The organism is Streptomyces sp. NBC_00328 (assembly GCF_036139655.1).
Classification (GTDB): domain Bacteria; phylum Actinomycetota; class Actinomycetes; order Streptomycetales; family Streptomycetaceae; genus Streptomyces.
Genome location: NZ_CP108013.1, coordinates 7,874,548 through 7,887,992, shown reverse-complemented (window position 1 = coordinate 7,887,992; position 13,445 = coordinate 7,874,548). Strand labels below are relative to the sequence as shown.

Here is a 13,445-nt window from a genome sequence, read left to right as displayed (position 1 = left end):
GGCGTCTACTGCTCAGTGGCGTAGAGGTTGCCGATCTGTGTGGCGCTCATCGCTCCGGCCCACACGCGCACGCTGGCGATGTGGCCGGGGAAGTAGCGGGCTGCTGCGCCGTCGATCTTGGCGCGGCCTACTTCGAACTGGCCGCTGCCCTGCCACGGTGCCGTGTAGGGCACTCCCTGGTCGCCGTCAATCTGCTGGGTGTTGACGTACAGGAACAGGGCGCCCCGCTTGGTGTCGTCGGATTCGTCGCCGCTGGACTGCTGGGCGTTGTAGACGACGGTGAGGCGTACCCACGTGTCCGTTGCCGCGACCTCCGACTGGGCGCGGGTCCATGCGGCGCCCGTGGCCTCCTTGTCGGGCCGGCCGAAGTACCACTTGCCGACAGAGGAGCCGGCGGGCTGTTCGTACCACACGCCCCAGGAGGACTGGCTGGTGCCGGGCTGTCCGAGGACCTGAACCTTGTAGGTCTTGGTGTTGTCGGCGAGCTTCGTGCCGTCCAGGCGGACCCAAGCGGTGGTGGTGAACGAACCGGTGTCGTCAACCATGGGTCCCATGGCTGTCGCGTAGTTGGTGCTTCCGTTCAGTGCCATGACCTGACGGGTCGGCAGACCGATGATTTCATTGCCGATCATGTCGGGGTCGGTGTCGAGGGTGGCGCCATTCAACGTCATCGTCCGGCCGTATCCGGACTGGTCGGTGATGGTGGTGCCGGTTGCTGTGGTGGCGTCCCAGTTACCCAGGACCGTCACCATCGGGTCGCCGGCCGTGCCGTCTGAGGCATCCTCGTCCTCGAGGACCGAGTCCTGGATGACCTCGGTGTCGGCCAGGGCCCGCGACCAGACGTGGACCTCATCGATGCGTCCGTCGAAGTACTCGCTGTAGGCGGCGCTGCTGCGCAGTCGGCCCACTTGCAGGGCACCGGTAGCGTTCCACGGGGTCTTGAAGGAAACCGGCTCGCCCTGCGGCTGCCCGTTGACGTACAGCTGGATGGTTTCGCCGGCCGCGTCGTACACCCCCGCCAGGTGTGTCCACACGTTCAGGGTGGGGGGCTTGGCGGAGATCGATCGGGTGATGACCGGGCTGGTCACGTCGCTGCCCTGCCGGTTGAAAATCCAGGCCTTGTAGGTGGAGGAGTAGTACAGCTGGAGGCCGGAAGCGTTGGCGCCGGCTTGGGAGAGCACGGTGTAGTTGCGGGTGTCGTCCTGCAGGCGCACCCAGGCCGAGACCGCGAAGCTCTTGCTGGTGTCCAGTACGGCGCCGGAGGTGGCGGCGTATCCGCTGGTGCCGTCCAGCTTCAGAGAATGCGTGCCGCCCCGCTCGAGAATGGAATACGCGGCGGTGGCGGCGGGAGTGAGTGCGTGGGGCGTGGCTGTGGTGCTGTCGTTGCCGTTGTTGTCGAGGTGCCAGGTGCCCGTGGGGAGTTCGGCACCCTTGACAGCGAAGCTGTAGTACCCGGTCAGCGAGGTGTGGCCAGCGTCGTCGAAGCCCCACACCTGGATCGTGTTTTCACCCGCTTGGTTCGGGGTGATGGTCCGGGCCAGCGAGGCGCCCTTGGTGACCTTGATCGGGTCCGAGACCTTGCCGCTGTTCAGCTTCCATTTGTACGAGGTGACGTCTGACTGCAGGCCGGGCGTGGTCGCGTCCGTGTCGCCGGGGGTGAACTTGAATGCACCGCTCTCCCCCACTCCCCCGGAGGCCGGGTTCTCGTCGGCGGGCAGATACTTGTTGTCCGTGCTCGTCACCACCGGGGGTGGTGGGCTGTCGGTGTCCACGCGGAAGTAGCACCACGAGGACCAGGACGAGGTAATCGTGCCCGTGGTGCCGCGGTCCGTCTTGTAGTACGCCTGCGTACGGGCGTGCATGCGGTAGTCGGTCTGAGCAGCCAGGCTGCTGGTGGTGGCGTCCCGCTTCGCGTTGTCGGCGACCCACTCACTGGTCGGCGAGTCCGCGGACCAGACCTTGGTGGAACCGTCCGCTTTCCAGACCTCGAACTGCGCGCGAAGCTGCGCGTTTCCGCCGTCGGCAGACTGAACGGTGGCATACATCTTCGGCTTGGTGGCGCTGGTCGCGAAGGGTTGTGTGGACGCGTTGCACACTGATCCCGTGGTGCCCTGCTGCACTCCGACGGGTGTCGGGACGCTGGGATTGGAAATGTAGGTGACGGACAGTTTCGCGTCGTCCCGGAAGCGGGCCCAGGAGCCCGTGGAGTCCTCGTCGTGGGCTGTCAGCGAGAACGTGATCTGTGACTTCTGGTCTTCGACGAAGTCCCGCACGGTCGGGGTGAGGTTCTCGTTGGTCTCATCACCGACGTTGTCGCTGAAGCGAACCCAGTCGGCCGGCTGCGAGGGGGTACACAGGCCGCCACGTCCGTAGGCAACATTCCTGTCGCCCATGAGGTCAGTGGCCGCAGGCCGGTGTGCCCAGTCGGTCGATGAGGAAATTCCCTTGTCCACCAGGCTCAGGTCGTACCAGTGCGCATCGCACGTGAACGTCCACGTCTGGTAGGCCTCAAGAGTGACGTCCAGGACCTTCTTCCCGTACAGCGAGGTCAGCGGGTACTCGTAGTACAGGCGCTGGGTGTACGGCGTGTACGAGCACAGGTAACCCGCGTAGTTCGAGCAGTAGCCAGTGCCTTTGTCACCGTCCCATTCCCAGAAACGGTCGCCGTCCGAGGACAGTGCGGTCCAGTCGGTGCGGACAACGCCCTTGACCGGCGGGTCGATATAGACGGGAAAGACTGTGTCCTTGCCACGGAGCAGGTCAAGGTCAGGCGTCAGGGTCAGGGCGTTGGGGGAGACAGAGACACTCACATCGCCGGTTTTGTCATCCGCGTCCGGGCCCCGCCCTGGGTCGTCTTCTTCGCCATCACCGTCCTGCAGCGACGGCTCACTGACGAACGCTGCCGTCCTGGCTTCCACTGGAGAGTCGCCACTTGAGTCCCACATGCGGCCCACGGGGCTTTCGAAAACCAGCTGGCCGTTCTCGTCGACAGCGCTCAGTCCTCCGTCACGACCAGGCTCCACCTGAACACCGCTGCCCTGAACGGACATCTCAAGGCGGTTCAGGTCTGGGTTGGCGGCAGCCTCAGGGGTTTTGACCACGAGGACCTGGCTGAATCCTGTGGCAACGGCTGTCAGCTTGAGGTCGACGCCGGGTAGCACGTCTGCGTAGACGGCGCTGCTGCCGTCCAGTTGCGGCTTGGGCAGTTCACTGGCCCACCCAAGCGACAACGTCCGTCCCTGCTGGGAAAGCGTGACCAGGTTCTTGTTTCCGCCGCCCGACAGCGTTAGCGCCGCTGTCGTCGACTTTGCACGGACGCTGCCGTCGGCACTGCGTTCCAGGTCCGTATCGATGGGAGCCCACAATCCGTCAGGTTGCTGAGCCCGCACCGGAGCGGCGTTCATGTCCTGCGTGAACGTGCCGTCAGGGTTGGCGAACACCTGCGACGTCTCCGTGCGCCGTCCCGCAACTTCCACACGCTGCCCTGACTCGGCGGCCACGGTGGCCGCCTTGGCTTCCGGTGTTGTCGCCTGAGCGGCGGGTGTTGCCGCAACCTGCTCATCGGCAGCTGTGGCGTTGCCCGCGCTCACCAATCCAGCCGCCAACGCCGCCAGAGCGACGAGCGCACCGCATCTGTGCCGCACTCGGCGCCGTCCCGCTCTTTTCACAGCCCCACCCCCGAATTTTCCTAGATCACGCATAGGTTGATCGAATATTCACCCTCTGGATCTTCGCCGTCAACAGTGGGACGCAAATCGCTCAGGCGCGCATTACCGCAGGTCAGATGGGCTGCAGCGTCAAACCGGGAACGCGATCCCCTCTTCCGCTTTGCATTAGAGTTAGAGCAACGCAGATCGCCTGCACTAACAGGACGGGAGCTGCTAGCGAGGTCACGGAGGGGGCCGAGCAGCAATGGCAGGAGCATGCCAAATCGTCTCTAAAGGGCCTCAACTGAGGCCCTCTCCCGTCGCGACACGGGCAGCGGGGAGCTTGCTTCCGGCGCGAGGCCGAAGCGCTCGCGACCCACCCCAGGGACGTCCAGGCGTCGCAGATGCACACCTCATCTCACGGGCAGCAGGACTCCATAGACACCGGACGCGTTCGACTCAGGTTTGCTTCACTGCCAGGCAGTCGCCGCTTGGCCTGATGACTGCGCAGGACGCAATGCAGCAGGCGGAGTTGAGCTTCAGCAACTGGAACCGGTTGCATCAGACTCCCCCGTGACAGCACATCAGCACTACTGAAGACATCTGCCACATTCACGGACGAAACCGATCCATCGTCTGGCATCAGCGACTTCATCCGGCTCACTTCGCATCAGAGATCCCAAGCCAGACAGACACAAGGGGACACGCTCTACCTCTCGTTGCCCTCGCACCGGTCTAGTACCGGTGCGCCTTCAGCGCCACCGACGAATGGGCGGCTGCAGGAAATGTTCTGGCCGCCGTTGACAGAGACACTCTTGCTACACCCTCGGCCTACACATCCCCAGGGAACTGGGCACCACGTGCACGATGCGGTCGTTAGAGGTCGTTTTCTCCCGTTGTTTCATCCCGGAATCTGGTGTTTGGTCTGTGGTGTTGGGTCGCGCCAGGAGATGACGCTCTCACCGGTGAGGCGGCGGGCCATGAGGTCGGTCATGGCGATGTGGATCATGGCTTCGGAGCGGACGGGCAGGGTCTCATAGTCGCGGGCCAGGCGGCGGTGGAGCATGAGCCAGCCGTAGGTCCGCTCGACCGCCCAGCGTTTCGGGATGGGGGTGAATCCCCTTTTCCCGGGCCTGCGTTGAGTGATTTCCATGTCGATGCCGAGGGTGGCGGCGTGCTCGACGAGGTGCTGGCGGTAGCCGCCGTCGACCCATGCTTTGCGGACGCGGGGGTGTTCGGCGGCGACATGGTCCAGGAGTCTGGTGCCGGCGACGGAGTCCTGCACGCTCGCCGCGGTAACCAGCACGGCGAGGAGAAGGCCGATGGTGTCGGTGACGATGCTCCGCTTCCTGCCCACGATCTTCTTGCCGGCATCGATGCCCTGGCTGGAGAGGGGTACGCTGGTGGAGGTCTTGACGCTCTGCGCGTCGATCACGCAGGCCGACGGTTCGGCCTCCCGTCCTTCCTTCTGTCGTAAGAGTTGCCTGAGCAGGCCGTTGAGCTGGGCGAACACGCCTTCCTGCTGCCACCTGGCGAAGTAGCCGTAGACCGTGTTCCAGTGCGGGAAGTCATGCGGGAGGTAGCGCCACTGGACCCCGGTCCGGTCCACATACAAGATCGCATCCATGATGTCGCGCAGGTCATGCTCGGGCGGCCGGCCGAAGTCCAGGGCCCTGCCGCGGCGCTCGAAGCGCCAAGCCGAGAGCACGGGCTCGATCAACTCCCAGCGGGCATCGGACAGATCACTCGGATACGGACGTCGCGTTGTCACACTCGGGGCGTATCGCTGCGAAGCGAGTGCGCCCAGGCGCACCGCAATGCCGACGGAAGCACACGGGCAGCGAAGCGGGCCTTCTGGAATGAGACAGGCACAAGTCGTATCCCGCCCCACCCGTCACCCCATCCGACCTGCATGCCCCAACCACACCGAGGCTCTCTCCCGCACCACATTCCTGCACTTCAAGAAACTATCTATTTACGGGCAAGGCAGATGAAAACGACCTCTTAGAGGGCGTTTAGCGCCTATTTAGGTTGTTATACGGCGGTTTGGATCTCGGCTTGTCTGGGAGTGCTGAGGCTGGCGTGAGTGATGGTGCACGAGTTGCCGTTCCGGCGTCGCGTTGGCCCGGCTTCTCCTGTTTCATCCCAGGACGCCGGGTTGTGCGCCGTGTGCTTCGGGCGCCGATGTGTGCGCCCGGGCCTGCCGGGTCGTGGGTGGGTAGCCCGGAATCGTGCCTGAACGTCGCCGTTATCCCAGTGATCTGTCCGATGCCCGCTGGAAGTTGGTCGAGCCGGTCCTGACCGCCTGGCGGTCCGAGCGTCGCGGCCGCGGCCTGGACATCGGCCGGCCGCCCGATCACGACCTGCGGAGCCTGCTGGACGCGGTCCTCTATGTGAACCGGACCGGGATCCCCTGGCGCTATCTGCCGCACGACTACCCGCACTGGAACACCGTCTACGCCTACTTCGCCCGATGGCAGGAGGAAGGCGTCTTCGACCAGCTCAACAGCCTCCTGCGCCGACAAGTCCGCAGGCAGGAAGGCCGGAGCGAAGAACCGAGCGCGTGCGTCATCGACTCCCAGAGCGTCAAGACCTCTGCCAACGTCCCCGCCTCCGGGCAGGGTATCGACGCCGGGAAGAAGATCGTCGGGCGGAAGCGGAGCATCGTCATCGACACCGTCGGGCTTCTCCTCGGAGCGCTGGTCACCGCTGCGAGCGTGCAGGACTCGGTGGCCGGCCAGATCCTCATCGAACGGGTGGCCGCAGAGCATCCGACCGTCCGCAAGACCTGGGTCGACGGCGGCTACCGCCAGCACCTCGTCGAGCACGCCGCCACCCTCGGCATCGACATGCACATCGTCCGCCGCGACCCGTCCACCAGGGGATTTACCGTCCTGCCCCGCCGCTGGACCGTTGAGCGCACCCTGGGCTGGCTGATGAACCACCGCCGCCTCGCCCGCGACTACGAAGCCCACCCGCACCGCTCCGAAGCCATGATCCACCTCGCGATGATCAACCTCATGACCCGCAGACTCACCGCCGAATCCACCCCCACATGGCGCGGCACATAAAACACACTCAACACGGCAATCCGGGATAAAACAACGGGACGAAACGCCCTCTTAGAGGGCGTCTGAAAAGCCTGCCAGCGGGCTGGACTTGCGAGGCGGCGCACGAGGAGCATGGCCATGGAGAGGTAGATGGCGTTCTCCGAGCAGACACGCAGGTACTCGTAGTCCTTCGACAGGCGGCGGCACCGTCCCAACCAGGCGAATGTCCGCTCTACCACCCAACGCCGCGGCACCACCGCGAAGGGGGGCACTGCCGGAGGCGGCTCTCCCACCCGAGCCCAGGTTGAGCGGAACCCGCCATCGCGGCGCTGCACCACCTCCACGGTGATGCCGGTGGCTTCCCGGGCCCAGGCGCGGAACTCGGCGCCGCGGTAGCCCTGGTCCGCCCACACGTGCCGCAGACGCGGAAAGGCATCGGCAGCCCGCGAGAACAGGACCGCAGCGCCATCACGGTCGCCGACGCTGGCCGGACTCACGCAGGTGACCAGGACAGTACCGCGGGTGTCGACGAGCAGGTGCCGCTTGATGCCGCTGACCTTCTTACCGCCGTCGTAACCGTGCAGACCACCGCGCTCACTGGCCCGCACACTCTGGCTGTCCACGATGGCCGCGCTGGGAGTGGGATCACGGCCGAGCTGCGCCCGCTCGCGTTCACGCAGCGCCGTCAACATCCGCTCCCACACGCCTTCTTGCTGCCACCGTCGCCAGTAGTGGTAGACCGTCTGCCACGGCGGCAGGTCATGCGGCAGCAGTCTCCAGGCGCAACCGGCCCGCAGCCAGTACGCCAGCGCGTTGAGGATCTCCCGCCGCGTGTGTTTCGCCGGCCGGCCACCGGGCCTGACCGCCGGAACCAGTGAACGCAGGATCTCCCACTCCGGATCAGAAAGATCCGTCGAATAACGGGTACGCAGCCCGCACACTCCAGCCCCCGAAAGTGCGACGCCACCCCGCTACCAGGCAACTTGCCCCGCTGACAGGCTTTTCAGACGCCCTCTAGTCTCCTGACTCCCGCGCATCACTACACGCGCCTGAAAACCGCCCAGCAACCATGCGAACCGTGAACCACAGACCAGGCAAACTGGCAGCGGGAAGCGGGAAGCGGGAAGCGGGACAAAAGAGCACGGAAAACGCAAACGGCCATCACGGCTCCCCGCGCCTGGATCCCTCATGTACTGTCGCGTTCCGGTCGTCCGGACAGGCTTGGTTCGACTTGGTTCAACCCTGCCTGATTCGAGAGCGGGTGAGCGGCACAGACTCCAGACAGCAAGTAGCAACCGCGCCTATCGACACCGCGCTGCAAACCCAGCGTCCCGATCACTTCTACATAATTTCATCTACCACGGAAGGAAAGAACGTATGGCCATGGGCCTTGCAGGGTTGCCCGGCAGTGAATGGATGATCAAAGATGCTAAAGGACGGAAATTCAGCTACGACTCACAAGACGAGGCGTTCGAGGAGCTCCACGAATACGGAGAAGGTGCCACCGTCTGGACGCGCGAGGTCTATCGCGTCCTGTTCATGACCAAGTCGATCGACGGTTGGAAGCAGGTAGCAGCCCCACAGACAGACCGATAGGCCAGAGGTTGCGAAGACCCCTGTCCGACCCGCGTGTGGCAATGCCGACCCTTGCACGTCGGCCTTTTGCAGTACTCCCGCAATGAAAGAGCATGCGGCCTTCGCCGTCCCTGAGGACCGTGGACTTCACGGCGTTCTACTTGGTCTTTCCTGAGACGCATTTGTCCCGGTCCTTGCGGCCTGCGGCCGGACGTCGCACTCGAATCTCTGTGCCGTCGATGATCCCGATCCGGCCAGAGGCACCGAGGTACTCGACGACCTCGGCGAGAGTGCGCAGGCAGACGTTCGGTGCGACTGTGCGGCCTCGCCGCACGAGCAGGGGCCGTACCTGGGACTGTCAAACGAGTGGCTCTGTTCCGTAGTCGGTGGTGACGGCAGGTGACGGGCGTCGTTGACGTTGTATGCGAGATGTCAACTGCCTTGTGGCAACGGTGTTTTCAGGGCTTTCGGCGCTGGTCATCAAGGATGTGGCGGACGATGGCGAGGTGATCCGGGTCTTGGCCCGGACCCGGGATGTTCCCTTTCCCTGCCCGATGTGCGGGGTCCCGACGGGGAAGGTGCACGGATATCACGTCCGGACAGTTGCGGATGTGCCGGTCGATGGCCGCCGGGTCGTGGTCAACGTCCGGGTACGACGTCTGGTCTGCCCGGTCCTGGGCTGCCGGAGGCAGACCTTCCGCGAGCAAGTCCCAGGGCTGATCGAGCGCCTTCAGCGCCGCACCACGCGTCTGACCGGCCAGGTCTCGGGGGTGGTCAAGGAGTTATGCGGCCGGGCGGCCGCCCGGCTCACCCGGTTACTGGCCGTGCCCGTATCGTTCGCCACCGCCCTGCGGGTGCTGCGGGGAATCCCCCCGCCAGCGGTCCGGATCCCGAGAGTGATCGGGGTCGACGACTTCGCCCTGCGCCGCCGCCACCGCTACGCCACGATCATCATCGACGCCGAGACCGGGGAACGCATCGACGTCCTGCCCGACCGCGAAGCCGCCACATTGGAGGCATGGCTGCGAGCGAAGAAGGGGATCGAAGTCGTGTGCCGGGACGGCTCCGCGACGTATGCCGAGGCGATCCGCCGGGCCCTGCCCGACGCGGTGCAGGTCAGCGACCGCTGGCATTTGTGGCGGAACCTGTGCGACAAGGTCCTGGCCGAGGTCCGCGCCCACGCCCCCTGCTGGGCCACCGTCAACCCGCCCCGGTCCGGCGGGGTGCGCGAGCAGACCACCCGCGAGCGCTGGCACAAAGTCCACGCCCTCCTCGGCTCCGGCGTCGGCCTGCTCGACTGCTCCCGCAGACTGAACCTCGCCCTGAACACCGTCAAACGTTATGCCCGCATCCCCGAACCGCCCGCAGATCGCATCGCCCCTCGCTACCGGCCCACCCTGGTCGACCCCTACCGCGACCACCTGCGCCGGCGCCGGGCCGACAATCCGGCCGTCCCCGTCACGCACCTCCTGCACGAGATCAGGGAACTGGGCTACACCGGCAGCGCCAACCTGCTGGTCCGCTACCTCAACCAGGGCCGCGCCGAAGGCGACCGCCCCGTGACAACCCCCCGCCGCGTCACCCGGCTCCTGCTCACCCACCCCGAGCACCTGTGGACCAAGGACACCGACCTGCTCGGCCTCCTCACCGCGGCCTGCCCGGAGATGACCGCACTCGCCCGACTCACCAGCGAGTTCGCCGCGCTCTTGACCCCGGCCCCGGCCAACAACGACAAGCTCACCCAATGGATCACCACAGTCCGCACCGCCGACCTGCCCCACCTGCACAGCTTCTGCAACGGCCTCGAACTCGACCGCGCCGCCGTGAACGCCGGCCTCACCCTGCCCCACCACAACGGCCGGACTGAAGGCGTCAACACCCGGACCAAAAAGATCATGCGGCAGATGCACGGCCGAGCAGGATTCGACCTCCTCCGTCACCGCATCCTCCTGCAATAAGGAGAACGCACCGTCACCACCGACTACGGAACAGAGCCGAACGTCTTACAGTCCCGCGGGCCGCGCTCGGGCGGTTCGTCTCAGGTACTGCGGCTGCAGCCGTCGGGTCCCCCGGCGCGGGCGGGGATGCCTCTTGAAAAGGATCTCCCCAGATCCTCCCCAGAGTGCTTGGATCATGGATTTAGCGGCCGTCCAGCCCTCTTTGGATCATCCGGACGGCCGCCTTTTGATCTCGCCTCAAATAGCCGTTTCAGCAGTTCACGGCGTGTACACCGACGGTCGCGGGGCCGTCGCCATGCCGTTGCCGAGGAAGAAGCTCGGGTGCGGGGGCTGGTTGTACGCGGTGTTCTGCCAGGCCAGGGCTGTGCGGTACTGGGTGTCGTGGAGCAGGGTGGTGATCTTCGTGGTGGTCTCGTAGGGGGTGGAGTAGATCCTCAGGGCCGTGTTGTCCGTCGTGGGCCAGACGGCTTCCTCGCGCCAGTCGCCGAGAATGTCGCCGGACAGGGACGGTGTCGCCTTGGTGCCGTTGTCGGAATGGACACCCGAGCCGGTCAGCAGGCGGGTGTCGGCGGACGTGCCGTACTTGTCGATGTGGGTGTCGTCGAGGAGTTCGCGGACGGTGTCCCCGTCCCACCAGGACAGGAAGTTGATGCTGCCCGGCTTGCGGGTGGCCACCACCGTGCCCTGCGGGCTCCGGACCCCGTCGGCGCGGGAGGACCAGGACTCGGCTCCAGCGCTGCCCGCCCAGACATCCCCGGACACGCCCCGGCCGTTGTCGCCGTTGGCGGCCGTCGACCAGAGGATCGCGCCGGTCCTCGCGTCCGCCATCCACGAGGACGGCTTGGTGGAGTCCTCGTCGACCTTGAACTCCTCCAGACCGGCCCGGGACGGGTCGAGATCACCGACGTGCAGGGCGTCGCCGTGGCCATTCCCGGTGGTCCACAGTCCGGCGCCGTTGTCGTCGACGGTCATCGAGCCGTACACGATCTCGTCCTTGCCGTCGCCGTCGACATCGGCCACGGACAGCTGGTGGTTGCCCTGCCCGTCGTACCCCTTGCCGCTGTTGGTCGAGGAGTTGGTGTCGAAGGTCCACCGCCGGGTGAACGCGCCGCCCCGCCAGTCCCAGGCCGCGACGACCGTACGCGTGTAGTAGCCGCGCGCCATGATCAGGGAGGGCCGGGAACCGTCCAAGTAGGCGGTACCCGCGAGGAATCGGTCGACGCGGTTGCCGTAGGAGTCGCCCCAGGAGGAGACCGTGCCGCGCGCCGGGACATAGTCGACGGTGCCCATGGCCGCCCCGGTCAGGCCGTTGAACATGGTCAGGTACTCGGGCCCGGAGAGGACGTATCCGCTGGAGTTGCGGTAGTCGGCGGAGGAACTGCCGATCGCCGTGCCCCGGCCGTCCGTCGTGCCGTCCGCGGTCTTCATGGCGACCTCGGCCTTGCCGTCACCGTCGTAGTCGTACACCTGGAACTGTGTGTAGTGGGCGCCGGAGCGGATGTTCCGGCCCAGGTCGACGCGCCACAGGCGGGTGCCGTCGAGCTTGACGCCGTCGACGATCGTGTTGCCGGTGTAGCCGGACTGGGAGTTGTCCTTGGCGTTCGTCGGCTGCCACTTGAGGACGAGGTCGAGCGCGCCGTCGCCGTCGAGGTCGCCGACGGAGACGTCGTTGGCCTCGTAGGTGTACGCGACACCGTCGGGGGTGGTGCCGCCCGCGGGCGGGGTGATGGGAACGTCCTTGTAGCCCGCCCGGAACTGGACGGCGTGGACGGAGTCCGCCTGCTCCACACCGTTCACGATCGCACGGACCGTGTAGTCGGCCTGCGCGGGCGCTCCCGAGTGGAAGTAGTTCGTGGAGCCGCTGACCGGGGTGGAGTTGACCAGGGTCCCGGCGCGGTAGACGTTGAACGACACGTCGTTCGGATCGGTGCCGAGCCAGCGCCAGGTGACCAGGTTGCCGCTGTCGGTGTGGACGCTGACGACGCCCCGGTCGAGGGCCTCGACCTGTCGCGCCGTGGCCGCCCGGGCCGGAGCGGCGCCGAGGCCGGTGAGTCCGGCGGTGATGAGGGCCGCGGCCGCCAGGGCCGAGCCGATCGCGCGTCTGCGGTGCTGCCGTTGCGGGTGCTGCACGGTGATTACCTCCTGGGAGGACAGACTGCTTCTGCCTTCCCAGTCGCCGCTGCGCGCAGGGGAGTTGCCGCCTCGCAGCAAGCGCTCTCTACGCGTATCTGCGGGCCAGCTCGGCGACCGTCCCGGCGATGCGGGCGCGCAGCTCGGGCGGCTCCAGGACCTCGACGGACGTGCCGAGCCGCAGGAAGTCGTCGTGGGCCTGCTCCAGGGACTCGACGGGTACGGTGGCACACGTCCAACCCTGCTTGTCCGTAAGCCCGTTGACCGCCACCGCCCGGCCAGCGAGACCGCTCAGGCCGGTTCCGGGCGCGATCCGGACGACCACCTCCGCCTGGTGCAGCCGCTCGTGGAAGTCCCGCTGGTAGGCGGTCCAGTACTCCGCCAGACCGAATCCCTCGGGCCGGGTGAACTCCGCTTCCGAGGTGTGCAGTTCGAGAATCTGGTCCACCCGGTAGGTGCGGGGTCCCGGGCCCGCGACGACGTACCAGCGACCCGCCTTCAGGACGAGACCGTACGGTTCCAGGCGGCGGTCCACGTCGGTGGGTTCGCGCCAGCGGCGGTAGCGGATGTCGAGGGCCCGGCCGTTCCAGACGGCGTCGGCGACCGCGGTGAGGTACGGGGTCTCGTCGGCGTCCGCGTACCAGCCCGGCGCGTCCAGGTGGAAGCGGCCGCTCACCCGGTCCGCGTGCTCGCGCAGTTCGTGCGGGAGGGCGGCACGCACCTTGAGCTGGGCCGCGGCGAGCACCGCGCCGAGTCCGAGTTCGGCGGCGGGCCCGGGTATCCCGGCCAGGAACAGGGCCTCGGCCTCCTCGGTGGTGAGACCGGTGAGGCGGGTGCGGTAGCCGTCGAGGAGGCGGTAGCCGCCTTCGTGCCCCGCGTCGCCGTAGAGCGGGACGCCCGCCGCGCTCAGTGCCTCGACGTCCCGGTACACCGTCCGGACCGACACCTCCAGTTCCGCGGCGAGCTGGGCGGCGGTGAGTCTGCCCCGGGTCTGGAGCAGCAGCAGGATCGAGATGAGACGGCTGGACTTCACTGACACATGGTGTCAGTGAAGCGGGCCTAGCGTCCCTGCCATGGCTTCAGCT

7 protein-coding genes and 1 pseudogene are annotated in these 13,445 nt (G+C 66.5%); 3 read left to right on the top strand and 5 right to left on the bottom strand.

The genetic code is table 11. From position 1 onward, the window contains the following. Positions 1 to 5: 5 nt before the first annotated feature. Together OG485_RS34425 and OG485_RS34420 are read right to left on the bottom strand one after the other, a co-directional pair. Complete coding sequence (locus OG485_RS34425; RefSeq protein WP_328672470.1) at positions 6 to 3,590, bottom strand: LamG domain-containing protein; 3,585 nt, start codon at positions 3,588 to 3,590, stop codon at positions 6 to 8. 958 nt (positions 3,591 to 4,548) lie between these two features. Further along, entirely contained in the window at positions 4,549 to 5,418 is an 870-nt protein-coding gene (locus OG485_RS34420; protein ID WP_328669629.1) for an IS5 family transposase, read from the bottom strand. Positions 5,419 to 5,878: 460 nt separating this feature from the next. Here OG485_RS34420 and OG485_RS34415 point away from each other — a divergent pair, with 460 nt between their 5' ends. After that, positions 5,879 to 6,718 carry an IS5 family transposase gene (locus tag OG485_RS34415; protein ID WP_328668405.1) on the top strand — a complete coding sequence of 280 codons (840 nt, stop codon included), beginning with the start codon at positions 5,879 to 5,881 and terminating at the stop codon, positions 6,716 to 6,718. An 89-nt stretch (positions 6,719 to 6,807) separates the two neighbouring features. Here the strand turns inward: OG485_RS34415 and OG485_RS34410 are convergent. Continuing rightward, positions 6,808 to 7,638, bottom strand: a pseudogene (locus tag OG485_RS34410) (IS5 family transposase); the annotation flags it as partial. Between the two features lie 436 nt (positions 7,639 to 8,074). Between OG485_RS34410 and OG485_RS34405 the strand changes: the two are divergent. After that, on the top strand, positions 8,075 to 8,293 hold the full coding sequence (locus tag OG485_RS34405; protein ID WP_328672469.1) for a hypothetical protein: 219 nt from the start codon (positions 8,075 to 8,077) through the stop codon (positions 8,291 to 8,293). 401 nt (positions 8,294 to 8,694) lie between these two features. Beyond that, entirely contained in the window at positions 8,695 to 10,230 is a 1,536-nt protein-coding gene (locus OG485_RS34400; protein WP_443048807.1) for an ISL3 family transposase, read from the top strand. A gap of 258 nt (positions 10,231 to 10,488) precedes the next feature. Here OG485_RS34400 and OG485_RS34395 read toward each other — a convergent pair whose 3' ends face one another. Both OG485_RS34395 and OG485_RS34390 read right to left on the bottom strand, forming a co-directional pair. After that, positions 10,489 to 12,366 carry a rhamnogalacturonan lyase gene (locus OG485_RS34395; RefSeq protein WP_443048963.1) on the bottom strand — a complete coding sequence of 626 codons (1,878 nt, stop codon included), beginning with the start codon at positions 12,364 to 12,366 and terminating at the stop codon, positions 10,489 to 10,491. An 82-nt stretch (positions 12,367 to 12,448) separates the two neighbouring features. Next, positions 12,449 to 13,393, bottom strand: a complete 945-nt coding sequence (locus tag OG485_RS34390) for a helix-turn-helix transcriptional regulator (RefSeq protein WP_328672466.1) — start codon at positions 13,391 to 13,393, stop codon at positions 12,449 to 12,451. Positions 13,394 to 13,445 lie beyond the last annotated feature (52 nt).

What these genes read in the sequence shown, in the direction of transcription:
- OG485_RS34400 (WP_443048807.1), top strand. Translation starts at nt 8,695, where the DNA reads ATGCGAGATGTCAACTGCCTTGTGGCAACGGTGTTTTCAGGGCTTTCG.
- OG485_RS34405 (WP_328672469.1), top strand. Translation starts at nt 8,075, where the DNA reads ATGGCCATGGGCCTTGCAGGGTTGCCCGGCAGTGAATGGATGATCAAA.